This window comes from Streptomyces sp. NPDC008317 (assembly GCF_042955955.1).
Taxonomy (GTDB): domain Bacteria; phylum Actinomycetota; class Actinomycetes; order Streptomycetales; family Streptomycetaceae; genus Actinacidiphila.
In genome coordinates, this window is the sequence record NZ_JBIBFQ010000008.1 from 380,005 (window position 1) to 405,526 (window position 25,522).

The following is a 25,522-nucleotide window of genomic DNA, read 5'->3' on the forward strand; positions in this document are numbered from 1 at the left end:
CGGGCACACTCCGGCCCGGTCCTGATCCGGTGGAGCCTGGGGGTTCCTGAGGGATCGTGAGGGGGATTGATTGCCCGGACCGGCGAACCGTAAGGTCAACGCGTCCCGGCAACACATCCGATGTATCGTCTCGCGAGGACGCGCCCCATGCCCATGCAGCCCTGGTTCGCCGACGCCAAGCTCGGCATCTTCATCCACTACGGGATCTACGCCGTCGACGGCGTCCCCGAGTCGTGGTCCTTCTACACCGGGCAGGTCACCCGGGAGCGGTACATGAAGCAGCTCGCGGGGTTCACCGCCGCCGCGTACGAACCGGACGACTGGGCGCGGCTGTTCGCCCGCGCCGGCGCCCGCTACGCCGTGCTGACGGCCCGTCACCACGACGGCGTGGCCCTGTGGGACACCGCCCGCGAGGACGGCCTGTCCGTCACCCGCGACACCCCCGCGGGCCGCGACCTGCTCGGCGGTTACGCCGACGCGCTGCGCGCCGAAGGGCTCAAGGTCGGCTTCTACTACTCCCACTCCGACTGGTCGCACCCCGACTACCCGTCCGTCCGGCACCCCGACCCCGACCCGCTCCAGGCCGCCGTCAACGACAACCCGCTCAGCGCCCCCGCGCCGGGCGCGGAGGACCCCGCCGCCTGGCGGCGCTACCTCGGCTACCGCGACGCCCAGGTCGTGGAACTGGCCGAGCGGTACCGCCCCGACCTGCTGTGGTTCGACGGCGAGTGGGAGCGCGCCGAGGAGCAGTGGGGCATCGACACGCTCGCCGACGCCGTCCTCGCGGTCAACCCCGAGACGGTCTTCAACGCCCGGATGTTCAGCCGCGGCGACTACGCGACCCCCGAGCAGGGCGTCCCGCTCCAGGCCCCCGACGGCCCCTGGGAGCTGTGCCTGACCGTCAACGACTCCTGGGGCTACCAGGGCCACGACGACCACCAGAAGTCGGTCGGCCAGCTCGTGCGCTACTTCACCGAGACGATCGGCGCGGGCGGCAACCTGCTGCTGGACGTGGGCCCGCGCGAGGACGGCACGATCACCGCGGAGCAGGCGGCCCGCCTCGAAGGGCTCGGCGACTGGATCGCCCGGCACTCCGCCGCCGTCTACGGCACCGTCGCCGGACTCCCGGCCGGTCACCACTACGGTCCGAGCACCCTCTCCGCCGACCGCCGCACCCTCTACCTGACCTGCTTCGACGCCCCGCGTGAGACGGTCTCACTGCGCGGCCTGCGCAACGCCGTACGCCGCGTGACCGTGGTGGGCACCGGTGCCGAACTCGGCCACGAGGTCACCGGCGACCTGCACGACGTACCGGGAGTGCTGTGGATCGACGCGCCCTCGGCGGGCGACGTGGACGAGCACGCCACCGTGCTGGCCGTGGAACTGGACGGCGAACTCGACCTCTACCGGGGGACGGGACGGGTGTGAGGAGTGGTCCAAGGACGCTCGCGCGTCGGTGGGAAGGGGTGAGTTAACCCGTAAGCATCCGATGTCTTGGTTCCTGGGGAGTGCTCCCCAAAGCGGAGAGTGGGTGATCTGGCACTATGTGCCCTGTACTGCGCTCTCCCGGGGGTGCCGTGTCCGACCGACATCGTGGAGGGAGCCCGGTGACGCGCGACGTGGGCCGGACGACGAGGGACCTGCGTCGGCACAACCGCACATCGGTGCTGACCCGGCTCTATCTGCACGGCCCCGCCAGCCGCTACGACCTGATGCGCGCCACCGGGCTCAGCTCCGCCACCGTCAGCAACGTCGTCACCGACCTGGTCGCGGACGGCCTCGTCGCCGAGGCGGGACTGCTCGACTCCGACGGCGGCCGTCCCCGCACGCTCCTCGAAGTGCGGCCCGGATACGGGCAGGTGGCCGGGGTCGACATCGGCGAGACCCACGTCCAGGTCGGGCTCTTCGACTGGACGCTCGACACCCTTGCCACCGCCACCTACCCGATGGACACCGGACGGCCCGACCCCGCGGTGCTGGCCGGGCTCGTGACGGCGGGCATCGAGGAGGTCACCGCCAAGGCGGGCGTCGACACCGGCACCCTGCTCGGCGTGGGCGTCGGCGTGCCCGGCGCCGTCCTGCCCGACGGCTCGGTCCACGCGCCGACCCTCGGCTGGTCGGACGTCCCCTTCGACGCCCTGCTCAGGCCGCACATCGCCGCGCCCCTCCACCTCGACAACTGCGCCCGCACGCTCGGCCAGGCCGAGATGTGGCGCGGCGCGGGCCGGGGCGCCGAACGCGCCATCGTCGCGCTGCTCGCGGTCGGCGTCGGCGCCGCCGTCGCCACCGGCTCGCCCGGCGGCGTCACCAGCACCACCAGCGAGTGGGGCCACACCGTCGTCGAGGCGGGCGGCGCCGCGTGCCGCTGCGGCTCCCACGGCTGCCTGGAGGCGTACGTCGGCGCCGACGCCATCCTCGGCCACTACGGGCGCGTCCCCGGCGCCCCCGAACTCCCCGGCGTCGGCACCGAGGCGCGCGTCGCCGCGCTCGTCGCCGCCGCCTCCCGGCCGGGCCCGGCCGCCGACACGGTCCGCTGGACCGCGGAGTACCTGGGCATCGGCATCGCCAACCTGATCAATCTGCTCAGCCCCGACCGCGTCATCCTCTCCGGCTGGGTCAGCGGCGCCATGGGCCCGACGATGCTCCCCGCCGTACGCGACGCGATGCGCCGCCACACGCTCGACTACCTGGCGGCGGGCACGGCGGTGGAACTGGGCCGCCTGGGCCCGGAGGCGGTGGCACTGGGGGCGGCGACGCTGCCGGTGCACGGGGTGTTGACGGGGGGGTAGGGCGTTTTGGGTGAGCTCAGCGTGGCGGCGAACCGCGGGTGGGAGCCGCCTTGCGTTGGCTCACCGTCCTTCCCCTTTTTTGCCGCCCTCTCGCCTCCGGCGGCTTAGATCCGGTGTCGACGCTCCTCTTCGACGGTCGCTCGTTCCTCGCTCCCTGCTCATCGTCGCTTTCGACACCGGCGCCGCCTTCGGCTCGCTGGCTACCGGCGAACCCCACCTGCGCAGCGGTCCCGTAGGGGCGCAGCCCCTCGTGCAGGGGCACCCGTGCGGCGAACCCACCTGCGTAGCGGTGCCGTAGGGGCGCAGCCCCTCGTGCAGGGGCACCCGTGCGGCGAACCGCGGGGCGGGGCGGTGGGCTGGTGGGGAACCGGCTGGGGGATGTGGGGCCCGGGAAAAAGTTGTGTGCGACGGATTGACCGGTGATCGGTCGCTACTTAGTTTAAGTCCAAGAAAAAGGCGGCTCATTTCGTTACCCCCTTCCTTGGAGAACGTATGCCCTCGCATTCCGGAGACGGTCGGCTGTACATCGACGGCGAGTTCGTGGCGGCGGCGTCGCAGAGGAGCGGGGTGGTGGAGGAGAAGGCGACGGGGCGGGAGATCGGGCGGTACGCGCTGGGGGCGGCGGAGGACGTGGACCGGGCGGTGGCGGCGGCGCGGGCGGCGCAGCCGGGGTGGGCGGGGCTGGCGGCGCCGGAACGGGGCCGGTATGTGCGGGAGTTGGGGCGGTATTTGGAGGACCGGTTCGGGGAGCTGGTCGAGCAGAGCATGCGGGAGACGGGCGGGGTGAGGGCGAAGGCCGAGGACGAGGTGGGGACCAGCGTGCGGCAGCTCGCCTTGTCGGCGGTGCAGGTGAGCGAGAACGCGGGGGAGATCCTGCCGCCGTACAAGGCGGGGAAGCTGTCGCTGTCGCGGGTGGTGCCGCTCGGGGTGCTGGGGCTGATCACGCCGTGGAACTACCCGATGAATCTGGCGATGCGGGCGGTGGCGCCGGGGCTGGCGTTCGGGAACACGGTGGTGCTGAAACCGGCGGAGCTGACGCCGGTGATCGGCGGGCAGGTGCTGGCGGAGGCGGCCGAGCATGTGGGGCTGCCGCGCGGGGTGTTGAACGTGGTGACGGGGGAGGGCCCGGAGGCCGGGTGGGCGTTGGCGCGGCATCAGGGGGTGGACATGCTGGACTTCACCGGGTCGCGGGAGGTGGGGCTGGCGATCAGCCGGGCGGCGGCGGGGGAGTTGCGGGACATCCGGCTGGAGTTGGGCGGCAGCAACGCGTTCGTGGTGCTGGACGACGCGGATGTGGAACTGGCCGCGGACTGCGCGATGGTGGCGTCGCTGGAGTTCCAGGGGCAGACGTGCATCAGCGCCAGTCGGCACATCGTGCAGCGGGCCGTCGCGGACGCGTATGTGGAGGCCGTGGTGCGGCGGGCGGCGGCGCTGAAGGTGGGGGACCCGTTCGACGCGGGGAACGCGTTGGGACCGCTGATCAGCCGGGCGCAGCTCGACCGGCTGCACCGCACGATCGTGGAGCCGTCGCTGGCGATGGGCGCGCGGCTGGTGACCGGCGGCACGTACGAGGGGCTGTTCTACCGGCCGACGGTGCTGACCGGGGTGACGCCGCGGATGCCCGCGTTCCGGGAGGAGGTCTTCGGGCCGGTGATCCCGGTGACGGTGGTCGACACCGAGGAGGAGGCCGTGGCGCTGACCAACGGCCTTCCCATGCTGATGAATTCGGTCTTCACGCGGGATCTGATCCGCGGTCTGTCCGTCGCGGAGCGGCTCGCGGCGGGCGAGGTGCACGTCAACGACGCGCACGCCAGGCACGGCGCGGAGAACCAGATGCCCGGCTTCACGCGGCGGCAGTGGATCGGTATCCAGCGCACGCCGTTGAACCTTCCCGACTGGGCCACCGCGCCCGCCACTGACGAGAGCTGAGGAACCACCCCATGGGCGTGACACGGACAAGAGCCGCCGTTGTGCTGGTGGCGGCAGGGCTGCTGGTGACGACGGCGGCCTGTGGCGGCGGATCGGACAAGAAGTCCGGCCAGGAGCCGAGCGGGAAGGGCAAGGTCGAACTGTCCTTCTGGGACTGGGACCCGAACATGGACAAGGTCGTCGCCAAGTGGAACACGGCGCAGCCCGAGATCCACGTGAAGCTCTCCAACCCGGCGGGCGGTGACCAGTTGGTCGCCAAGATGATCACCGCGCACGAGGCGAAGAACGGTCCGGACATCGCCAAGGTCGAGTACCAGTCGTTGCCCGCGCTGGTCTCCAAGGGCGTCGTGCGGGACATCACCGAGTACACCAAGGACACCGTCGGGAAATTCGACCAACCGACCCTGAAGAGCACGGTGTTCGAGGGCAAGGTGTACGGCGTCCCGCAGGACGTCGCCCCGCTGATGCTCTTCTACCGCGCCGACCTGTTCACGAAGTACGGCCTGGCCGTACCGACGACGTGGGACGCCTACGCGGCGGCGGCCAGGACGCTGCGGGCCAAGGCTCCCAAGGCGTATCTGACCAACTTCGACGCGGCGGACCCCGGTTGGTTCACCGGCCTCGCCCAGCAGGCGGGCGCCGACTGGTGGACCACCAGCGGAACCACCTGGAAGGTCGACATCGCGGGCGCGCCCACGGTGAAGGTCGCGGACTACTGGCAGGGCCTGGTCGACGACGGCGTGATCGCCAAGAATCCGTCGTTCAGCCCGCAGTGGAACAAGCAGATGAACGACGGGACGCTGCTCACCTGGATCTCCGGCGCCTGGGCGCCCGCGCAGATCGGCGGCATCGCGCCCGCCACCAAGGGCAAGTGGGCGGTCGCGCCGCTGCCCGCGTGGACGGCCGGAGACCCCGCCACCGGCATCTGGGGCGGCTCCGCCACCACCGTCACCAGCGACTCCCGGCACCCGGCCGAGGCCGCCGCGTTCGCGTCCTGGCTGAACACCGACGACGCGGCGGTCACCGAGCAGGTCAAGCAGATCAACGTCTATCCCGCCGCCACTGCGGGCCGCTCGCTGCCCGTGCTCCAGGCCGCGCCCGCGTTCTTCCCGAACCAGCCGGACTTCTACGCGCAGGTCAAGAAGGTCGCGCCGGCCGCGCGCAGCTTCCCGATGTGGGGACCCGACGTCACCGTGACCTTCACCGGCTACACCGACAACTTCAGCAAGGCGCTCCAGGGCGGCGGTTCGTTCAAGGGCGCGCTCGACGCCATGCAGAGCGCCACCGTCGCGGACATGAAGAAGCTCGGATTCACGGTCGGCTGATGGAGCGTCAGACGACCACCGCGCGCAGGACCGGCCGGTTCCCGTATCTGCTGGTCCTGCCCGCCGTCCTGCTCTTCGCCGCCTTCGTCGTGGCCCCCGGGGTCTACGCGCTGCTGCTCAGCTTCCAGCGCCGCAAGGTCAACGGCGGGCTGCTCGGCGGCGGCACCCACACCGTATGGGCGGGTCTGGCCAACTACCGTGACGTGCTGGGGGATTCCGACCTCTGGTCGGGTGTCACGCGGATGCTGGCGCTCGGCGCGATCACCGTGCCGGGGACGGTGTTCCTCGCGCTGCTGTTCGCGGTGCTGCTCGACATGGAACGCACCCGGCTCAAGCGGATCACCCGGCTGACGATCTTCCTGCCGTACGCGGTCCCCGGCGTGATCGCCTCGCTGATGTGGGGCTTCCTCTACCTGCCCGCCACCAGCCCGATCGGCGGCGACCACGTCGACTTCTTCGGACGGACCGCGGTCTTCTTCTCGGTCGCCAACGTGGCGGTGTGGGGCGCGGTCGGCTTCAACATGATCGTGATCTACACGGCGCTGCGCGCGCTGCCCGCCGAACTCCACGAGTCGGCGCGGCTGGACGGCGCGACCGAGTGGCAGATCGTGCTGCGGATCAAGGTACCGCTGGTCATGCCCGCGGTGGTGATGTGCTGCCTGTTCACGGTGCTCGCCGCGCTCCAGGTCTTCAACGAGCCCAACACCCTCAAGCCGCTGTCCAACGCCGTCTCCTCCACCTGGGTGCCGCTGATGAAGATCTACGACGACGCCTTCGGCAACTCCGACATCCACGCGGCGGCGGCCACCTCCGTCGTCCTGACCGTCGCCGCGCTCGCCGTCTCCTTCGTGACCGCGCGCGTCATCCAGTCCCGGGTCCAGCGGGAGGCCAAGTGACCACCGTGACCACCGCGCCCGCGGGCGCCCCGCCGCGCGAGAGCCAGGAGCGCGGCGCGCCGGCCCCCCGCCCCCGCATCGCGTTCCTCCCCACCGCCGCGCTCGTCCTCGGCGCGCTCTACTGCGTCGTGCCCACGCTCTGGATCCTGATCGCGGCCACCAAATCCCGCACCAAACTCTTCTCCACCGCCACCTACGTCCCCTCGCCCGACCTCGGACTGCTGCGCAACATCAGGGACTTGACGGACTATCAGCACGGCATTTTCTGGCGCTGGATGCTCAACAGCTTCTTCTACGCGGCGGTCGGCGGCCTGCTCGCCTCCTTCGTCTCCGCCGCGACCGGATACGCGCTGGCCAAATACGCCTTCCGCGGCCGTACCGCGCTGTTCAACACGATCCTCGCCGGAGTGCTGCTGCCGCAGATCGTGCTCGCCGTGCCGCAGTATCTGCTGCTGTCCAAGGCCGGTATGACGGACAGTCTGATCGGCGTGCTGCTCCCGCAGTTGTTCAACCCGTACGGCATCTACCTGTGCCGGATCTACGCCGCCGCCGCGGTGCCCGACTCGCTGCTTGAGGCCGGGCGGATCGACGGCGCGGGCGAGGCCCGGCTGTTCTTCTCCGTGGGGCTGCGGCTGATGGGCCCCGGCCTGGTCACGGTGTTCCTGCTCCAGTTCATCGCGATCTGGAACAACTTCCTCCTGCCGTACGTGATGCTCACCAGCGACGACAAATTCCCGCTCACCGTGGGTCTGTACAGCCTGCTGCGGCACGGCGCCGACGAGGCGTCGCTGTACTCGCTGGTGGTGACCGGCACGCTGCTGTCGGTCGTTCCCGTGATCGCGCTCTTCCTGTCGCTCCAGCGGTTCTGGCGAATCGATCTGGTGACGGGGGCGCTCAAGTAGGGTTCCTGGCTCGCGCCTGTGCCGGGTCCCCGCTCCTGTGCGGGCTTCATTTCTTGAAGCCCGCACAGGGGATTGACGGCGCCGCGCTATGAGGAGTTAATTCCCCTAGCCGTTCATGGGAGCGCTCCCACTCAGCGTCGCCCGGACAGCGCCCGCACTCCGTCCCGCCGTACCGAGGAGTCCACCCGCATGCCCGCACGCGTCCGCGCACGTACCGCCCGTACGCTCGTCACCGCCGCCACGGCCACCGCCGCGCTGGCCGCCGTCGCCGTCGCCCCGGCGCACGCGACGACCGGTCACGGCACGAACCCCGCCCCGCGCCCGCCCGCCGCGCTCTACACCCCGCCCGCCAACGCGGACGGGAACCGGCAGATCCTGGACCTGCTGCGGCACGGGCAATTCCGGGACGCGGCAGGGGTGTTGGCGATGACCCTGACCCCGCAGGCCGTCTGGTACGGCGACGGGACACCCGCCCAGGTGGAGAGCTCGGTCCACAAGACCGTCACCGACGCCGCCCGCCGCCACGCGCTGCCGGTGCTCGCGCTCTACAACATCCCCGGCCGCGACTGCGCCCAGTACTCGGCGGGCGGCGCCGCCAACACCGCCGAGTACGAGGCGTGGATCGACGCCGTCAAGCGCGGCATCGGGGCGCAGCCCGCCACGGTGATCCTCGAACCCGACTCGCTGGCGCTGCTCCCGTCCGACTGCGGCGCCGACGACGCGCAGGGCACCCTCACGGCCGCGCGCTACGACGAAATCCACTACGCCGTCGAGGCGTTGGAGCCGCAGGCGGGCACCAAGGTCTACCTTGACGCGGGCCACAGCGGCTGGCACAACGTCAACGACATCGTCCCCCGGCTGGTGGAGGCGGGCGTCGGCGACGCCACCGGCTTCTACCTGAACATCTCCAACTACCGCTCGGACAGCGAACTCGCCTGGTACGGCAAGCTCATCTCGTCCTGCCTCGCCTACGCGGCGGGCGGCGGCGACACCGCCGCCTGCCCCAACCAGTACTGGCCGGTCAACGACGCGCAGACCTGGCTGACCGCGAACGTGCACACCGCGCCGTCCGCCATGAAGCACTTCGTCACCGACACCAGCCGCAACGGCCAGGGCCCCTGGACCCCGCCGTCCGGCGTCTACACCGACGCGCAGGACTGGTGCAATCCCCCCGGCCGCGGCCTCGGGGCCAGGCCGACCCTGAACACCGGCGACCCGCTGGCCGACGCGAAGCTCTGGGTGAAGATTCCGGGCGAGTCCGACGGCCAGTGCACCCGCGGCACCGCGGGCCCGAACGACCCGGAACGCGGCTACGCGGACCCGGCGGCGGGCGCGTGGTTCACCCAGCAGGCGCTGGAACTGGTCCGCCGGGCCAACCCGCCGCTGCTGCCGCACTGATGCCGCCGGCCGCCTTCCCCGCCACCGCGCTCTCCCCGCTCGCGGCAGGGCGGGGAAGGCGGCCGTGCGCTTTCCCGTCCCCGCCCGTCCGACCCCCGCCCGACCCCCGACCACCCGAGCCCACTCGCGCCCACCCGAGCCCCCGCTGCGCCGCCGCCCGCTCCCGTGGACCGGAAGGCGACCGTCCGCCGGCCGTGGCGTGTGGGGCGCGAGTGACGCTTTCGCCGCCGTGGGCGCTGTGGGGAGTAGAGCCACGTACCGCCCACCGGGAGCGGTCGGCTCGCTGAGCGGAGGCGGTATGCACGGTCCGGCGCGCACACAGTACGGTCCGCCCCCCGGCCGCGCCCGCCGGTTCGCGGGTCCCACGGGCCCGGGCCCGGTACGCCCGCACCCGGAACGACGTACAGCCGAGCCGTCCCGCGCCGGACGGGGTCCGCGGTGACACCTGCCGGGGCCGCGACGCTGTACCAGACGGGACGGCAGCCCCGGGGGTCCGGCGGCTCCGGGGGCATGGGCACGATGCGCGGTGCCGCGACGTACGAAGAGGACGCGGTGGTCAGGGCCGGTACGCGACGGCGCGCGGGGACGGACGGCGCGGAACTCGGCCGCGCGGTGACCCGCGCGAGAGCCGGGGACGAGGCCGCGTTCACCGTCGTCTACCGCGAGGTGCAGCCGATGCTGCTCGGCTACCTGCGCGGCCTGGTCGGCGACGACGCCGACGACATCGCCTCCGACACCTGGCACGACATCGTCCGCGACCTGCACGCCTTCCGCGGTGACGGCGCCGCCTTCCGCGGCTGGGCGGCCACCATCGCCAGGCACCGCGCCCTCGACCACGTACGCCGGCTCAAGTCCCGCCCCCGCACCACCGTCCTCGACCCTGCCGCGGCCGAGCCGGTCCCGGTGCCCGACTCCGCGGGCACCGCCCTCGACAATCTGTCCACCGCCCGCGCGCTCGCCCTGATCGCCGCGCTCCCGCGCGACCAGGCCGAGGCCGTCCTGCTCCGCGTCGTGATCGGCCTGAGCGCACCCGCGGCGGCCGACGTCCTCGGCAAACGCCCCGGCGCCGTACGCACCGCCGCCTACCGCGGCCTGCGCCGCCTCGCCCAACAGCTGGGCGCCGGCGCCCGCGAGCCGCGCGGACGCGCGGTGGCGCCCGCGGAATCCGGCGGGGAGGTCGGCACTACGGACGCGGACGTCACGGACCCGGCCGGTACGGGCGCCGGAGGTAAGGACATCGCGCGTGGTGAAACCGCGCGCACGGACATCGCGTGTACGGACTCGGGCGGGCCGGCGGTCGTCGGACGCCGACGGGTCGCGGGCGCGGACGGGCCGGGGCGCGGCGGCGCCGACGAGGTGGTGGGTGACGATGCCGGGGAGGCGTGAGATGGACGACGGACGTGACGTGGGCACCTGGCCGGACCCGGTGACCGCCGAACGGCTACTGAGCGTCGTCACCAAGGGCGAGTGCCCCGCCGAACCCGGCACCCTCCACGAGGTCGCCGACGCCCGGTTCTTCACACTGCTGCGGCTGCTGACGGCCGCGTCCGGGGACACCGAGGTCGACCCCGAGCGCGAACAGGCCGCGCTGGCCGCCTTCCGGGCCGCGCGCCGTACCGGCGGCGCCGACGAGGGACGGCGGCTGGTGGTGTCGGGGCGGTCCGCGAAGGCGCTGGCCGGGGGACTGGTCGCGGTCTTCGCGGTGAGCGGGGTCGCCGTGGCCGCCGGGACCGGCGTGCTGCCCGGCCCCTTCCGCGGCGGCGCCTTCCACGCGGGTCCCCTCGCCGCCGGTGGCACCGGCGCGACCGCCGACGGACCGGGCGCCGCCGTACCGCGCACGACCCCCCCGCCCGCGCCCGGCACGGACGCGCCCCGCAGCGCCTCGCCGTCCCCCACCGGGGACGACGGGGGACACCGGCACGGCGACCCGCGCGCCCCGCACCACCCCGGCCCGTACAAGCCGTCGGACAGGAACCACCAGGCCGTGCTCAAGGCGCTGTGCCGCGGCTATACGCAGGCCACCCGGCACGGCGGGCACGCCGATCCGTGGCTGGTCGCCCGGCTCCAGGGGGAGGCGGGCCGCAAGGAGCGGATCGCCGACTACTGCCGCCGGGTGCTCGCGCACGGGCAGTCCGCCCCGGCCGCCACGACCGACCCCGTCGGCACCGACGGCTACACCTGGCCCACCGGGGGCGCGCCGACCGGGCCGGGCGCGTCCGCGCCGCCGTCGCCGGGGGCCACGGCCCCCGGCCAGGACTCCGGCTCGGGCTCGGGGTCGAATTCCGGCTCGGAGCAGGGCTCCGGCGCGGGGTCGAATTCCGGCTCGGACGACTCCTCCGGGCAGGGAAAGAGTGACGAGAACGCGACACACGACCACGGGACGACCGTGAGGTGACCTCCGGAGCGACGATCCGGCACAGTGGACGCCATGCTTACCGGGGTTCCCTCGCCGCACGATCCTCACGTGCGTCACATGCGCCAGATGTTCCTCGCGGTCGTCACCGGAAGCTTCATCTTCCTCATCCCCTGGATCGGCTACCTGCTGGCGAGCCTCCCGAGCCACCGGGTGGTCAGCCAGTGGCGCTTCGCGTGGGTCGGCTTCGACTGCGCGCTGATCCTCGCGATCGGCGTCACCGCGCTGTGCGCCTGGCGGCGGCTCCAGATCTTCATCCCGTGGGCGATCGTCACCGGCACCCTGCTGATCTGCGACGCCTGGTTCGACGTCGTCCTCGACTGGAACAGCGACGACAGGGTCGGCTCGCTGCTCACCGCCGGCCTCGCCGAACTGCCCATGGCCGCGTTGCTGTTGTACGTCGCCCGGAAGATGATCAGACTGACGATCATCATCGCCTGGCAGCGGGCGGGCCGCACCGACCCGGTGCCGCCGTTGTCCCGGCTGTCGCTGCTGATACTGACCGCGCACCAGGACCACGCCGCGCGCCGCGGTGACCACGAGGGAGACCGCCGATGACCACCGCACCGCGGGGCCGCGACGCGACGGACGCCGAGGTACGGGTCGCGGACGCGCCCGGTTCCGAAAGCGCCGGTTCCGCGAGCCCCGGTTCCGCGAGCCCCGACTACGACGTCCTCGTGGTCGGCGGCACCGGCGTGGACACCATCGTGCGGGTCGACGACTTCGCCATCCCCGACAGCGACTCGGTCGGCGTCCCGCCGATCCGCGACTATGTCGCGCACACCGGCAACGGCGTCGCCCTCGGCTTCCACGCGCTCGGCCTGACCACCAAATTCATCGACTTCCTCGGCGACGACGCGCAGGGCCGGATGATCCTGGAGCGGTACGCGTCCGCCGGGCTCGACTTCAGCCATCTGCGCGCGCCCGCGGGCACCCCGCGCAGCGTCAACCTGGTCGACCGCGAAGGGCGGCGCTTCTCCTTCTACGACGGCCGCCACCCGGACGGCCTGCGGCTGCCGAGCGCCTTCTACTTGCCCCACCTGGAACGCGCCCGCCATGTGCACATCTCCCGATCGCCCCTGGCCCAGGACGTGTTCGCCGATGCCGCCCGGCTGGGCCGCACCGTCTCCACCGACCTGCACGCCTGGGACGGCGAGGACGCCTCCGCCCACCCGTGGGCGTACGGTGCGGATCTCGTCTTCTTCAGCGCCGCCTCGGTGGGCGAGGGGATCGGCGCGGTGATGCTGCGGATCGTCGAGCGGGGCAGGGCCTCGCTGGTCGTCGCCACCGACGGCGCCGCGGGCTGCCACGTCCTGGCCCGCGGCGACGACCGGCCGCGGCACTTCCCCGCCGTCACCCCCGAACGCCCGGTCGTGGACAGCAACGGAGCCGGTGACGCCTTCCTCACCGCCTTCCTGCACGCCCGGTTCGCCGGGCGCGACCTGGCGGAGTGCGTGCTCGCCGGTTCCGTCTCCGGCGCCTACGCCTGCGGGAGCCACGGCACCCACGAGGAGATCATCGGCGCCGCCGACCTCGCCGCGGCCGTCGCCCGCGCGCGTGCCGCGGCCAACGGCGCGGTGGGGGCCGTCCTTTAGCCCGTGCCCGTGCGGATCGACGTCCTCAGGTCGCCTCGATCCGCCGTACCGCCGTGTCCAGGGCCGCGTCCTGCGACGCGTAGACCTCGCACACCGGGTCGCCGCTCGGTGTGCGGGTGTGGTCGATCTCCCACAGGCTCACCTCGGTGCCGTCCAGCAGCAGGAACGCGTGCTCGTACAGCGACCACGACACATGGCGGCCCCGGATCAGGGCGCTGCGGCGGGTGACGATGCTGATGTCGTGCGCGATCGCGGCGCGCAGCCTGCCGCGGACGTCCTGGCCGGGCGCGTTGGCGTTGGTCGCGCGGCGCAGCAGCCGCCAGGCGTGCTCGGCGGAGTCGCCCTCGGTGTACGCGCGACGGAAGGCGTCGGGGGTGTCGGCGAGCAGCCCGGTCGCGGTCGCGGGCAACGTGTCCTCGTACGGCGACGCGGGCGCGTCCGGGGCGAGGTCGCGCGGTCCCGGGGAGCCGCCGAAGACCGCGTCGACCTCCCACTCGGCGAGCGTCAGGTCCTCGCGTTCGGTGAAGACGGCGCGGTGCACGGCGCCGTCGTCCGGCCCCGCGTTGTGTTCGAGCTCCCACACCACGCGGACGGCGCCGTCCGGCAGCAGGAAGCTGTGCCGGAAGGTGCGCCGGTTCAGCTTGCGCGGCGGGCCCTTGGTGTGACGGCACGACTGGAGGCCGCAGTAGTGCATCAGCGCGGTGCGCACCTCCGCGGCCAGGACGGGTTCCACCCGTTCCCCGTTCTCCGCACGGCGGAGTAACTGGTCGAACTGCTCCGCCGGCCGGCCGCCCGACCGTACGGGCTCCGTTCCGTTCCTAGGCTCTGCGTCCATCCGGCCCTCCCGGCTCCGCCTCGCCAACCCCGCGGCGACTCAGGGTAGTAGCGCGGTAGCCGATTGCGCCCGCGAACGCGCAGATTTGCGGCGCATGGTTGGCCCCCGCGCGCCCTCCGGCTGCGTGATCCGCCGTCAGTTCCCGTCGCCGGACGGGCCTTTTGCGGCGCACCACAGGAGCGCGCCGCGCAGGTGGGCGCGGAAGTCCGGGTCGGCGTAGGCCGTCGTGTCGTGGCCCAGCGCCGTGTAGAACGAGCGGCCCGCACCCAGGCGACGGCACCACACCAGCGGATGGTCGGCGCCCATCGTGCCGCCGGTGTAGCCCCGCTCGTCCACCGAGGCCAGCACACGTACGCCCGCGTCCGCGCCGGTGGCCCGGCCGGCATCGCGGGGACCGGCGCGGAAGTTGTACCACTCGTCGGTCCACGTCCAGCGCTCCGGCAGGTGCGCGGTCGCCGGGTGCGTACGGTCCTCGACGGTCACCTCGGCCCGCTGGATCTCCGGGTGCCCGTCGAAGCGGGCGCCGACCAGCTCTTCGTAGTACGGCCAGTGCTCCTCCGCGCAGGCGGCGGCGTGGACGCCGAGGAAACCGCCGCCGTCCGTGACGTAGGCCCGCAGGTGACGGCGGGTCAGGTCGTCGAGGACGTCACCGGTGGGGGAGAGGAAGACGACGGCCGCGCAGCCGTCGAGCACGGCTGCCCCCAACTCCGCGCTGTCCTCGGTGTGGTGGACGCGCAGTCCGTGGTCCGCCGCGATCTCGGTGAGGGCGGCGGCCCCGGCCGGTATGGAGTCGTGCCGGTACCCGGCGGTGGCGCTGAAGACGAGGACGCGGTCGGATCCGGGCATGCGGGCGGCTCTCTGCGGGCTGGGGCGGGCTGCGGGGTCAGTCGGAGGGGGAGTCGTGGTCGGTGCGGTCGGGGTGCTCGCGGGCCTGGCCCGGCCCGACGCCGTCACCCGTCGGGAACGGCGTACCGCAGCGGGCGCAGGCGCGGGCCGTCATGTCCTCGCGGAAGGCGCCGCATTCGTCGCAGACGCGGTTCAGCCAGCAGACGGGGTCGCCGCCCTCGGTGTGCTCACCGGACTCACGCACGTCGTCCCCACTCCCTGTCGCGTTCCGTTTCCCTGTCCTGGCCCACCTGTTCCGCCTGGTCCGCCCGGTCCGCCCGATCCGTATGCTGCCCGGTCTCGCGCTCGCGCGCGTCCCAGCGGTTCATCGCGCGGCGCAGCGACCGGGATTCGGCGAAACCGAGGCGGGCCGCGCGCTGGGCGGAGCCGCCGCCCGCGTGCCGGGGATCGGCGGACCGTTCACGGCGTACGGCGTCGAGTTCGGCGCGCCAGGTGGTGCCCGCCTCGCCGAGACGGCGCTGGAGGGTGCGCGGGCTGACCGCGAGCCGCCGCGCCGCTTCGGCCAACGACGGTCGTCCGTCGGGCAGTTGGGTGATGATCGCCTCGCGCAGACCGGGCACGGCGACGCCCTCGGTGTCCGCCCGGGGAACCCGTACGGTCCGCGCGGTACGCATCATGATCGCGGCGAGCGCCGGGTCCGCGGTGACCAACGGGCGTTCCAGATCGGCGCGGTGCAGCGTGATCGCGTCCGCCTCGGCGTCGAAGTCCACCGGCGCGTCGCCGAACGCCTCCCCGTAGCCGCCGTGTCCGCGTGGCCGCCGGTGGGTGAAGGAGACCCGCAGCGGGGTGAGGGCCGTCCCGGTGGCGTGGCGCAGTTGCGAGGTGACCACCGACAGGGCGAACTCCGCGACGACGCCCCGCAGTTCGTCGTCACCGCGCCGCACCGCGTACTCCACGCTCACCTCGTCGCCCGACTCCGTGCTGGTCAGCACCGAATTGCTGCTCACCAGATGGATGTACGAGGCGGCCCTGGCCAGGCCCTCGCCGACGGTGGGCGCGGTGCTCAGCAGGTAGTCGAAGAGGTCGAGCAGTCCCGGCCGGTAGCCCGCGGCGGCCAGCAGCCCGGCGTCCGGCCGCTCCGTGCGGGCCAGCACCGCGCCCCAGAGGCGGTAGGTGTTCGCGGACGGCGTCCGCGCGGTCTCCGGCCCGTGCAGGACGTTCGGCAGTCCCGCCGCCCGTACGAGCTGCCGCGCCTGCGCGAGGCTCGGGGTGGCCGCAGTGGCGATGAAGCGCGGCACGACGACGCACTCCGTCAGCCGGTCGGGCTCCGTCAGCCGGTCGGGGGCGGCGGGCCCTGCCGGGCCGACGGGCGGTGTCGCGGTGGGGGGCATGACCGGCTCCTCGGGCAGTCGGCTCGTCGGGTCGGGTCGGGTCGAGAGGTGTGCGTGGTGCGTGGTGCATGCGAAGGGGTTCCGGCAGCTTACGCGGCATGTGGCGTGTTGGGTCCGGTGCCTGGCGCGTTATGCCCTCCCTTGGCACCTCCTGTCCGGGACCTGATCGGGGGCACCGGTGCCCCTGGGCATCGTGGGTGTCCCGTGTCGGGGGAGGCGCGGGGGACAACGGGGGACGGCCGGTGCGGATGGGTCTCCATTCGCACCGGCGGCACCCCTTTCCGTGGCCCGGACCGGCTCGTCCCGCGCTCCCGGACCGGCTCGCTACGCCTCCGGGTCGAGCCAGTGGGCGCGGCCGATGCTGATGACGCGCATGCGCATCCGGGCGGCGTGGATGATGCGGTCGCGCGCCGCCGGGTCGTCCGCGGGGGCCTCCAGGAAGGCCGCGGCCGTCATCACCATGTGGTCGACGTACAGCTCGGCGAGTACGCGGAGGTCGTCGGCCGGCCAGCCCGCGGAGACGGGCTGCGCGGCGAGTCCCGCGGCCACCTCGTCGGCGAAACCGTTCAGCTCCGCGGCGATGGCCTCGCGGACCCGCGCCACGCCGCCGTGCCGCTCGCGGGCGATGAAGCGGACATGTGCGCGGTGCTCCGCCACGTACGCCGCGGTGAGCGCCACCGTCCGGTCGATGAGTTCCGCGGAATCGGCGCCCTCGGCCAGCACCGCCCGGATCACGGTGTGCAGGCTGCCCAGCGACTCGGCGACCAGGGCGACGCCGAGGTCGGCCATGTCGGGGAAGTGCCGGTAGAAGGCGGCGGGGGAGACGCCGATCTCCCGGGTCAGCTCGCGCAGGCCCAGGCTGCTGAGGTTCTGGTGCTCCAGCAGCCGCAGGCCCGCGTCCAGCAGCGACTGCCGGGTCTGCTGCTTCTGTGCCTGGCGGACCCCCGGAGTGTGACTCATGTCATTCAGTAAACAACCGTTCTCCGACTTTGGCCAGTACGGCCCGGCGCTACACTGATGAAGTCAGTGAACAAGTGTTATCTGAAACGTCAACTCCCCGGAGGTGGAGCAGACATGAGCCTCGTCGTCCTCCTGCTCGGCATGGGCGTCCTGATGGGCGCCGCCGCCCACACCACGCTGCCGGTCTTCCTCGTCGCCGCGGGCGCCATCGCCGTCTGGCTGTTCGGCTTCGCGGTCCGCGAGGGCATCGCCCGGCACCGCGGCTGAACCCACGCCGACGCGCCGCCGCACTCCGCGTGCGGCACGGGCCCCTACCGGCCCGACACCCCGGCCCACCACGACAGTTCCCGGAAGGAACACCGTGAACACCGCAGCCCACCCGGTCGCGACCGGCACACCGGCCGCGAACACCCGTGACGCCGACGGCATGGCCGTCGCGTCCTTCCTGCTCGGCCTCCCCGGCCTGCTCGTCCTCAACCTCGTGCTCGGCCCGGTCGCCATCGTGCTGGCCCTGGTCGCGATCAGCCGCGGCACCCAGCGCCGCGGGCGCGCGCTGCTCGGCTTCGCCCTCGGCGTCGCCGACCTGCTGGTCGTCCTGGCGCTGACGATCGCCCACCACGGCGTGATCTGGCAGTTCAGCTAGGGACTGTCGATCCGCCGATCCGCCGATCCGCCGAACAGAGCGGGCCCTCCCGCAAGGGAAGGGCCCGCTCGGCGTTCGGGGGAGTCCGGTCCAGGACCCGGTTCGGGTCGCGGGCGCTAGCTCAGGTCGATGCCCGGGTAGAGGGGGAAGCCCGCGAGCAGGTCGGTGGCGCGCTTGGCGACCTGCTCCGCCACCGCCGCGTCCAGCACGTGCTTCGCCTTCGACAGGCCGCCGCTCTTCGCGGGCGCGGCCGTCGTACCGGACAGCACCGTGTCGATCAGGCCCGCGATCTCGTCCATCTCGACCGCGCCGAGCCCGCGCGTGGTGAGCGCCGGGGTGCCGATCCGGATGCCGGAGGTGTACCAGGCGCCGTTCGGGTCCTGCGGCACCGAATTGCGGTTGGTGACGATGCCCGCGTCCAGCAGCGCGGCCTCGGCCTGGCGGCCGGTCAGCCCGTAGCCGGAGACGTCGATCAGCACGAGGTGGTTGTCGGTGCCGCCCGTCACCAGCTTCGCGCCGCGGGTCAGCAGCCCCTCGGCGAGGGAGCGCGCGTTGTCGACGACGGCCTGCGCGTAGTCGGCGAACTCCGGCCGCGCCGCCTCCGCGAGCGCCACGGCCTTCGCCGCCATGACGTGCGGCAGCGGGCCGCCCAGCACCATCGGGCAGCCGCGGTCGACGTGCTCGGCCAGCGAGTCGTCGCACAGCACCATGCCGCCGCGCGGGCCGCGCAGCGACTTGTGCGTGGTCGTCGTGACGATGCTCGCGTGCGGCACCGGGTCGAAGTCGCCAGTCAGCACCTTGCCCGCGACCAGACCGGCGAAGTGCGCCATGTCCACCATGAGCGTCGCGCCGACCTCGTCCGCGATCTCCCGCATGAGACGGAAGTTCACCAGCCGGGGGTACGCCGAGTAGCCCGCCACGATGATCATCGGACGGAATTCGCGGGCGGTGGCCCGTACCGCGTCGTAGTCCAGCAGACCGGTCGCCGGGTCGGTGCCGTAACTGCGCTGGTCGAACATCTTGCCCGAGATGTTCGGGCGGAAGCCGTGGGTCAGGTGGCCGCCCGCGTCCAGGGACATGCCGAGCATCCGCTGGTTGCCGAATTCGCGGCGCAGTTCCGCCCAGTCCCCCTCCGACAGGTCGTTGACCTGCCTGACGCCCGCCTTGGCCAGCGCCGGGCTCTCGACCCGCTGCGACAGCACCGCCCAGAAGGCCACCAGATTCGCGTCGATGCCCGAGTGCGGCTGTACGTAGGCGTGGTCGGCGCCGAACACGGTCCGCGCGTGCTCGGCGGCCAGCGACTCGACGGTGTCCACATTGCGGCAGCCCGCGTAGAAGCGGCGGCCGACGGTCCCCTCGGCGTACTTGTCGCTGAACCAGTTGCCCATCGCCAGCAGCACGGCGGGCGACGCGTAATTCTCGCTGGCGATCAGCTTCAGCATCTCGCGCTGGTCCGTCAGCTCGTTCGCGATGGCGTCCGCGACGCGCGGTTCGACCCCGCGGATCACGTCCAGCGCGCTGCGGAAGGCGGTTGAGGCGGTCGAGGCGGTGCTGGCAGACGGCTCGGAAGCGGCCATGGGAGTCCTCCTGATCGGAACGGGACGGCCCAGGCGCACGGCACTTCATCGCTTCCAGCGCGGGCCGCTTCCCGATGGTTGAACCCATCCCAGCGCGCCAGTCACGGCCCGTCGCCGAGCGTACCAAGTCCCTCGGGGGCGCGTACCGCGCGTCGGCCTGGTGAGACGGTTCCGCACACCCCTGCCCGCCCGCGTGCCCGCCCGCCGGTGCCGGGGCCGCTCGCGCGGGGCGTCGAGAGGCGTCTGTTTGGATGGGGGCGAGGCTCCGGTGGCGGGGTCCGGAAGCCGTGGGGAGCAGCATGGATGCCGTCGGATCGCCCGTGAGGACCCGTGTGAGCGAAGGGGGCACGGGGGTGATCGAGCTGGACCGTCCGGGGGCGCTGAACGCGCTGGACCTGACGATGGTCCGGCTGATGACGCAGGCGCTGGAGGGGTGGCGCGACGACGCGGCCGTACGGTCGGTCGTGGTGCGCAGCACGTCGCCCAAGGCGTTCTGCTCGGGCGGTGACATCAGGGCCGTACGGGCGGCGGCGCTCGCCGGGGACGAGACGGCGGTGAAGACGTACTTCACGGCCGAGTACGGGCTCAACGCGATGATCGCGCGGTACCCGAAGCCGTACACGGCGCTGATCGACGGTTACGCGATGGGCGGCGGCCTCGGCATCTCGGTGCACGGGTCGGCGCGGGTCGTGACCGAGCGGGCGGCGCTCGCCATGCCGGAGACGGGGATCGGCTTCTTCCCCGACATCGGCGCCAGCTACTTCCTGCCCCGGCTGCCGGGCGCGGTCGGCTGGTACCTCGGGCTGACCGGAGTGCGCGTGTCGGGCGCGGCGGCCGTGGCGTGCGGTCTCGCCACGCATTACGTGCCCGCCGCCGAACTGCCCGCGCTGGAGGCGGCGCTGATCGGCGACGACGGCACGGACCTGGCAGGGGCGCCGTTGGCGCGGTACGTCGGCGCGCCGCCGTCGGAGCTGACGGACCACCTCGCCGCGATCGAACGCTGCTTCGCGGCCCCCGACCTCGGCGAGGTGTGGGCGCGGCTGGTGGCGGAGGACGAGGACCGCGCGTGGGCGGACGACACGCTGGAGGCGCTGCGCCGTGCGTCGCCCGCGAGCCTGGCGATCACCTTCGACCTGCTGGCGCGCGGCGCCCGCGCGGAGCTTGAGGAGTGCCTGGCGGACGAGCTGGCATGGGCGTGCGCGACGGCGTTCACCCCCGACTTCGCGGAGGGCGTGCGCGCGGCGCTGGTCGACAAGGACCGCAAGCCGACCTGGTCAGCGACCCTGTAGCTCATTATGTGAGATACGGGTGTCATGATGTGGACGACGGGCGTAGCGTGACCGCTGAACTCGCCGTGCCGCGGCGGGAGCTGACGGCCCGAGGGCCGGGGAACGGAGTGCCGCGCCATGCCGAGGGAATGGGACGCCAAGACGTACGACTCGCTTCCCCTGCCGCACCTCGGCTGGGGACGGCGCACGCTCGGGCGGCTGCCGCTGGCCGGTGACGAGCGGGTGCTCGACGCGGGCTGCGGCACCGGCCGCGACACGGCGGGCCTGCTCGACCTCCTGCCGCGCGGCCGGGTGGTGGCCGTGGACGGCTCCGTCCGCATGCTGGAACAGCTCCGCGAACGCCTCGCCGGACGGCTGGACCGTGTCGAGGTCGTCCACGCCGACCTGACGCGACCGCTGCCGTTCGACGGCGAGGTGGACGCCGTCTTCAGCGTCGCCGCCTTCCACTGGATCGCCGACCACGCGGCGCTCTTCACCTCGCTCGCCGGACGGCTGCGCCCCGGTGGCCGACTGGTCAGCGAATGCGGCGGCCGGGGCAACATCGCGGCCGTCAACGCGGCCGTGGCCGACGTCCTGGGCGGCGCGCCCGACGTCTGGGACTTCGCCGGGGTCGAGGACACCCGGCGGCAGCTCGCCGACGCCGGGTTCACCGGCATCGAGGTCGGCCTCCGGCCGGACCCGGCCCGCTTCGAGCCCGGCGACCAACTGGAGTCCTACCTCGCCACCGTCGTCCTCGGCGCCCACCTCGACGGCATGGCCGACGACGACCGTGAGCCCTTCGTCAAGGCCGTCGCCGCCCGGCTCGCCGAACCGGTCGTGGACTACGTACGCCTGGAGATCGCGGCGACACGGGCGTGAGGGGCGGGGCCCGGCCGGGAGGGGCCGCACACGGGCCCTGTACGCCTGTTCCGCGCGTGTCTCCCGGCGGCCCCCCTGCCCCGGAGCCGGCGCCCCGCCACAGCCGGGCGGTACGGGACGCGGTCCGGTCGGGGGAGCCGTGAGGGGGCCGGAGCGGCACTCGCGCGCAGGCGCTCGAAGTCGCTGAACCGGTTGAGTTGAGCAGCGTCATGGGGCACCATGGGAGTCCGTCACACAGGGTGCGGCGACGTTTCAGCGTTGTTAAGGTGTGTGCCGATCGCATCCGAGCACGGCCCGCGCGGGCCCTGGCACCTTGAGGCCGAGTGAGCCCTGTGAAGCGTCCCACCATCGCCGACATCGCCGACGCCGCGGGCGTGTCCAAGGGCGCGGTCTCGTACGCGCTGAACGGCAAGGCCGGGGTGTCGGCGCAGACCAGGGCCCGGATTCTGGAGATCGCCGCGCGGATGGGCTGGCATCCGAGCAGCGCCGCCCGCGCGCTGTCCAACAGCCGCAGCGGCGCGATCGGACTCGTCGTCGACCGGCCCGCGTGGGTGCTGGGCATCGAGCCGTTCTTCATGCAGCTCATCTCCGGCGTCGAGGCCGGTCTCGCCGCCACCGGCACGGCGCTGCTGCTCCAGGTCACCGAGGACGCGGACGCCGAGGAGGCCGCGTACCGCCGCTGGTGGGGGGAGCGGCGGGTGGACGGCGTGCTCCTGGTCGACCTGCGCGACGACGACCACCGGCTGGGCCTGCTCAGGGAGTTGGAGCTGCCGGGCGTGGTGGTCGGCCACGCGGCGGGCGTTCCCGGCGTCCCGTCGGTGTGGCTCAACGACGCGGAGGCCGTACGGGAGACGCTGGCGTATCTGGCCGCCATGGGGCACCGGAGGATCGCCCGCGTCGCGGGGCCCGCGCATTTCGTGCACACCCGCGAGCGCGGCGAGGCTTTCGACGCGGCGGCGGCCGAACTGGGCCTGACCGGCGTGAGCTGTGTGTACACCGACTACTCCGGCGAGGACGGCGCCCGCGCCACCCGCCGCCTGCTGTCCGGCGCCGACCGGCCGACCGCGATCGTGTACGACAACGACGTGATGGCGGTCGCCGCGCTGAGCGTGACGCAGGAGATGGGCATCCCGGTCCCGGCCGAACTGTCCCTGGTGGCCTGGGACGACAGCGAGCTGTGCCGTCTGGTGCACCCGGCGCTCACCGCCGTCAGCCGGCGCGTGCCCGCGTACGGCGAGCGGGCCGCCGCCGCGCTGCTCGCGCTGGTCGACGGCCAGGAAGTGGCCGACATCCTGCTGGAGGCGCCGGTCCTGGTGCCGCGCGGAAGCACGGCGCCCGCTCGGCGCTGAGCCCGCCCGCTGGGCGCCGAGGCCGCCCGCTGAGGCTGAGCCCGCTCCCTGGGGCCGCCCGCTGAGGCTGAGCCCGCCGGGGGAAAGAGGTACGTCCCCGGAGCCCGCTCCCGCGCGCCGCCGCGCTTCTTCCCGCGGTCTGGACCAATGCCGCAGGTCACACCGGCCGCCCGCACGCATTCACCGCTGTTTCATTCCGTTACAGCGATTCAGCCCATGTTCAATCCCTTGACGCCTATAGAGCGCGCGAGTTAAATCACGTCGCGATATAAGTCGTGAAACAAGTGATGAAACAAGTGGGCGCCCCACGACTGCCCACTTCGTCATGTCAGGGCCATGCCATCTCAGCCGTAGAAAGGCAACCGGACCCATGAGCGCAGCAACCCGCCCCCACGCGGGCAGACGCCGCTTGCGGCGCACACTCGTCGGGATGCTCGCCGCCGCCGCGGCGGCCGTCACCCCCATGCTGGCCGTTCCGGCCACCGCGCACGCCGCGGGCGAGAGCGTGCAGGTCTATCTGACCACCACCTCCGACTCCGGCGGACGCAACGTCGTCAAGGGCCTCGAACAGCAGACGCCGCTCACCTTCGCGACCGGCACCGGCGGCTCGGGACAGAACGTCACCGTCGACGAGAAAACCACCTACCAGCAGTTCAGCGGCGGCGGCGCCTCGTTCACCGACACCGCGGCCTGGCTGATGAACTCCAGCGGCGCGCTGTCCGCCTCGACCCGCAACACCGTGATGCAGAAGCTGTTCGACCCGGTCAACGGGATCGGCCTCGGCTTCCTGCGCAATCCGATGGGCGCCTCCGACCTGGCCCGCGGCAACTACACGTACGACGACATGCCCGCGGGGCAGACCGACCCGACGCTCGCGCACTTCAGCATCGCCCACGACCTGGCCGACGTCGTGCCGCTCACCAAGCAGGCGCGTCAGCTCAACCCCAACGTCAAGGTGATGGGCACCCCCTGGACCCCGCCGCCGTGGATGAAGGACAACGGCGCCTACAGCCAGGGCTGGTTGCAGTCGCAGTACTACGCCGCGTACGCGCAGTACTTCGTCAAGTACCTCCAGGCGTACCAGGCGCAGGGTGTGCCGATCGACTACGTCACCGTGCAGAACGAGCCCACGTGTTGCGGCGGTTACCCGTCGGCGCAGTGGAACGGCGCGGGGCTGGCGTACTTCACCAAGACCAATCTGCTGCCCGCGCTGCACGCGGCCGGACTGTCCACCAAGGTCCTCGCGCTGGACTGGAACTGGGACACGTACGACAGCTACGCCGCCCCCACCGTCACCGACGCGGCCATCCGCAACGACCCCAACTTCGGCGGTCTGGCCTGGCACGGATACGGCGGTGACGTCAGCGAGCAGACCACCGTCCACAACCAGTACCCGAATCTGCCCGCCTTCGACACCGAGCACTCCGGTGGCACCTGGATCGCCAACCAGCAGAAGGAGGACATGCACAATCTGATCGACTACACCCGCAACTGGGGCCAGAGCTGGGTCAAATGGAGCCTGGCGGTCGACCAGAACATGGGTCCGCACAACGGCGGCTGCGGCACCTGCACCGGCCTGATCACCGTGCACAACGGCGACAGCCGCAGCGGGCAGGTCGACTACACGATCGAGTACTACACGATGGGCCACCTCACGAAATTCGTGAAGCCCGGCGCGTACCGGATCGCCTCCACCGCCAACACCAGCGTGCCGAACGTCGCCTGGCGCAACCCCGACGGGTCCAAGGCGCTCATCGCCTACAACGACACGTCGTCCGCGCAGACGATCCGGGCCAACTGGGGCAACGAGAACTTCTCCTACTCGCTGCCCGCCGGCGCCTCGGCCACCTTCACCTGGAACGGCACCCAGGGCACGGGCAACGGCGGCACCGGCCACACCGGCGCGATCACCGGCTACGGCGGCAAGTGCGCCGACGCCGCCAACGCCAGCAGCGCCAACGGCACCGCCGTGCAGCTCTACGACTGCAACGGCACCACCGCCCAGCAGTGGACCGCCTCCGGCACCACCTTCCAGGTGCTCGGCAAGTGCCTCGACCTGGCCAGCGGCGGCACCGCCAACGGCACCCAGGCGCAGCTCTACGACTGCAACGGCTCCGGCGCCCAGCAGTGGACGCACGGCGCCAACAACACCCTGGTCAACCCGCAGTCGGGCAGATGCCTCGACGCCACGGGACCCAGCTCGGCCAACGGCACCCGGCTCCAGATCTGGGACTGCACCGGGGCCGCCAACCAGCAGTGGACCACGCCCGCCGCGTGACCCCTGCCACCACGGGCGGCCCCGGTGGCGCCCCGGTGATGTCCTGACCTCGACGTAGGCTGTCGGCAGCCACCATTCCCGCTGATCAACCGCCGATCAGCCGTCGCCGACGGAAGGCAGCCGCCGTGTTCGCTCTGCACGCCCAGTGGCGAGCGGACCGGCGGCTCGCCTTGTGGACGGAACACACACCGCCGCGCACGGCGGGCGGCACGAGCCCGCCCGCCGCCGGTGACGCACGGGCGGCGGAGC

At 72.7% G+C, this 25,522-nt stretch carries 22 protein-coding genes, 1 pseudogene and 1 riboswitch; of the genes and pseudogenes, 17 read left to right on the top strand and 6 right to left on the bottom strand.

What is annotated here, in order from left to right; genetic code table 11:
• Nucleotides 1–147: 147 nt before the first annotated feature.
• The 11 genes and pseudogenes from ACFY9V_RS26215 (at nt 148) to ACFY9V_RS26265 (ending at nt 13,247) form a co-directional block, all read left to right on the top strand.
• Nucleotides 148–1,428 (top strand): alpha-L-fucosidase, encoded by a 1,281-nt coding sequence (locus tag ACFY9V_RS26215; RefSeq protein WP_391163198.1) that lies wholly within the window; start codon nt 148–150, stop codon nt 1,426–1,428.
• A gap of 179 nt (nt 1,429–1,607) precedes the next feature.
• Nucleotides 1,608–2,789, top strand: coding sequence for an ROK family protein (locus tag ACFY9V_RS26220; protein ID WP_391163199.1), 1,182 nt, complete (start codon nt 1,608–1,610; stop codon nt 2,787–2,789).
• Between the two features lie 492 nt (nt 2,790–3,281).
• Nucleotides 3,282–4,718 carry an aldehyde dehydrogenase family protein gene (locus tag ACFY9V_RS26225; RefSeq protein WP_391163200.1) on the top strand — a complete coding sequence of 479 codons (1,437 nt, stop codon included), beginning with the start codon at nt 3,282–3,284 and terminating at the stop codon, nt 4,716–4,718.
• A gap of 11 nt (nt 4,719–4,729) precedes the next feature.
• Nucleotides 4,730–6,043: an extracellular solute-binding protein gene (locus tag ACFY9V_RS26230; RefSeq protein ID WP_391163202.1), complete on the top strand. Its 1,314-nt coding sequence runs from the start codon at nt 4,730–4,732 to the stop codon at nt 6,041–6,043.
• Nucleotides 6,043–6,939 carry a sugar ABC transporter permease gene (locus tag ACFY9V_RS26235; protein ID WP_355346799.1) on the top strand — a complete coding sequence of 299 codons (897 nt, stop codon included), beginning with the start codon at nt 6,043–6,045 and terminating at the stop codon, nt 6,937–6,939. The genes ACFY9V_RS26230 and ACFY9V_RS26235 overlap by 1 nt, the downstream gene beginning before the upstream one ends.
• Nucleotides 6,936–7,841, top strand: coding sequence for an ABC transporter permease subunit (locus tag ACFY9V_RS26240; RefSeq protein WP_391163203.1), 906 nt, complete (start codon nt 6,936–6,938; stop codon nt 7,839–7,841). The genes ACFY9V_RS26235 and ACFY9V_RS26240 overlap by 4 nt, the downstream gene beginning before the upstream one ends.
• A gap of 189 nt (nt 7,842–8,030) precedes the next feature.
• Complete coding sequence (locus tag ACFY9V_RS26245; RefSeq protein WP_355346796.1) at nt 8,031–9,239, top strand: glycoside hydrolase family 6 protein; 1,209 nt, start codon at nt 8,031–8,033, stop codon at nt 9,237–9,239.
• A 519-nt stretch (nt 9,240–9,758) separates the two neighbouring features.
• A pseudogene (locus ACFY9V_RS26250) lies at nt 9,759–10,361 on the top strand (RNA polymerase sigma factor); the annotation flags it as partial.
• Between the two features lie 265 nt (nt 10,362–10,626).
• Nucleotides 10,627–11,634, top strand: coding sequence for a hypothetical protein (locus ACFY9V_RS26255; RefSeq protein WP_391163205.1), 1,008 nt, complete (start codon nt 10,627–10,629; stop codon nt 11,632–11,634).
• Nucleotides 11,635–11,703: 69 nt separating this feature from the next.
• A complete protein-coding gene (locus ACFY9V_RS26260; protein ID WP_355346790.1) occupies nt 11,704–12,210 on the top strand; it encodes a hypothetical protein in 507 nt (168 codons plus the stop codon).
• Nucleotides 12,207–13,247, top strand: a complete 1,041-nt coding sequence (locus tag ACFY9V_RS26265) for a PfkB family carbohydrate kinase (protein ID WP_391163208.1) — start codon at nt 12,207–12,209, stop codon at nt 13,245–13,247. The genes ACFY9V_RS26260 and ACFY9V_RS26265 overlap by 4 nt, the downstream gene beginning before the upstream one ends.
• 25 nt (nt 13,248–13,272) lie before the next feature.
• On the opposite strand, the gene ACFY9V_RS26270 is transcribed toward ACFY9V_RS26265, so the two are convergent.
• From ACFY9V_RS26270 to ACFY9V_RS26290, 5 genes are all read right to left on the bottom strand, one after another.
• Nucleotides 13,273–14,082, bottom strand: a complete 810-nt coding sequence (locus ACFY9V_RS26270; RefSeq protein ID WP_391163211.1) for a DUF6227 family protein — start codon at nt 14,080–14,082, stop codon at nt 13,273–13,275.
• Between the two features lie 135 nt (nt 14,083–14,217).
• Entirely contained in the window at nt 14,218–14,928 is a 711-nt protein-coding gene (locus ACFY9V_RS26275) for a ThuA domain-containing protein (protein ID WP_391163212.1), read from the bottom strand.
• Nucleotides 14,929–14,965: 37 nt separating this feature from the next.
• On the bottom strand, nt 14,966–15,172 hold the full coding sequence (locus tag ACFY9V_RS26280) for a hypothetical protein (RefSeq protein WP_355346779.1): 207 nt from the start codon (nt 15,170–15,172) through the stop codon (nt 14,966–14,968).
• Nucleotides 15,165–16,319: an AraC family transcriptional regulator ligand-binding domain-containing protein gene (locus tag ACFY9V_RS26285; RefSeq protein ID WP_391163214.1), complete on the bottom strand. Its 1,155-nt coding sequence runs from the start codon at nt 16,317–16,319 to the stop codon at nt 15,165–15,167. Before ACFY9V_RS26285 ends, ACFY9V_RS26280 begins: the two co-directional genes overlap by 8 nt.
• A gap of 324 nt (nt 16,320–16,643) precedes the next feature.
• Entirely contained in the window at nt 16,644–17,279 is a 636-nt protein-coding gene (locus ACFY9V_RS26290; RefSeq protein ID WP_355346773.1) for a TetR family transcriptional regulator, read from the bottom strand.
• A 114-nt stretch (nt 17,280–17,393) separates the two neighbouring features.
• Here ACFY9V_RS26290 and ACFY9V_RS26295 point away from each other — a divergent pair, with 114 nt between their 5' ends.
• Both ACFY9V_RS26295 and ACFY9V_RS26300 read left to right on the top strand, forming a co-directional pair.
• Nucleotides 17,394–17,546: a hypothetical protein gene (locus tag ACFY9V_RS26295; RefSeq protein WP_355346770.1), complete on the top strand. Its 153-nt coding sequence runs from the start codon at nt 17,394–17,396 to the stop codon at nt 17,544–17,546.
• 160 nt (nt 17,547–17,706) lie between these two features.
• A complete protein-coding gene (locus ACFY9V_RS26300) occupies nt 17,707–17,922 on the top strand; it encodes a DUF4190 domain-containing protein (RefSeq protein WP_355346831.1) in 216 nt (71 codons plus the stop codon).
• A 116-nt stretch (nt 17,923–18,038) separates the two neighbouring features.
• Here ACFY9V_RS26300 and ACFY9V_RS26305 read toward each other — a convergent pair whose 3' ends face one another.
• The gene (locus tag ACFY9V_RS26305; protein ID WP_391163215.1) at nt 18,039–19,499 is read right to left on the bottom strand and encodes a glycine hydroxymethyltransferase; all 1,461 of its coding nucleotides are present in this window, start codon (nt 19,497–19,499) and stop codon (nt 18,039–18,041) included.
• Nucleotides 19,500–19,519: 20 nt separating this feature from the next.
• Nucleotides 19,520–19,614, bottom strand: a riboswitch (ZMP/ZTP riboswitch).
• Between the two features lie 217 nt (nt 19,615–19,831).
• Between ACFY9V_RS26305 and ACFY9V_RS26310 the strand changes: the two genes are divergently transcribed.
• The 4 genes from ACFY9V_RS26310 to ACFY9V_RS26325 all read left to right on the top strand — a co-directional run bounded on the left by ACFY9V_RS26310 (nt 19,832) and on the right by ACFY9V_RS26325 (nt 25,273).
• Nucleotides 19,832–20,788, top strand: coding sequence for a 3-hydroxyisobutyryl-CoA hydrolase (locus tag ACFY9V_RS26310; RefSeq protein ID WP_391045761.1), 957 nt, complete (start codon nt 19,832–19,834; stop codon nt 20,786–20,788).
• A 117-nt stretch (nt 20,789–20,905) separates the two neighbouring features.
• The gene (locus ACFY9V_RS26315; RefSeq protein WP_391045759.1) at nt 20,906–21,646 is read left to right on the top strand and encodes a methyltransferase domain-containing protein; all 741 of its coding nucleotides are present in this window, start codon (nt 20,906–20,908) and stop codon (nt 21,644–21,646) included.
• Between the two features lie 332 nt (nt 21,647–21,978).
• Nucleotides 21,979–22,995 (top strand): LacI family DNA-binding transcriptional regulator, encoded by a 1,017-nt coding sequence (locus ACFY9V_RS26320; protein ID WP_355346758.1) that lies wholly within the window; start codon nt 21,979–21,981, stop codon nt 22,993–22,995.
• 370 nt (nt 22,996–23,365) lie between these two features.
• The gene (locus ACFY9V_RS26325) at nt 23,366–25,273 is read left to right on the top strand and encodes a ricin-type beta-trefoil lectin domain protein (protein WP_391163216.1); all 1,908 of its coding nucleotides are present in this window, start codon (nt 23,366–23,368) and stop codon (nt 25,271–25,273) included.
• Nucleotides 25,274–25,522: the final 249 nt, after the last annotated feature.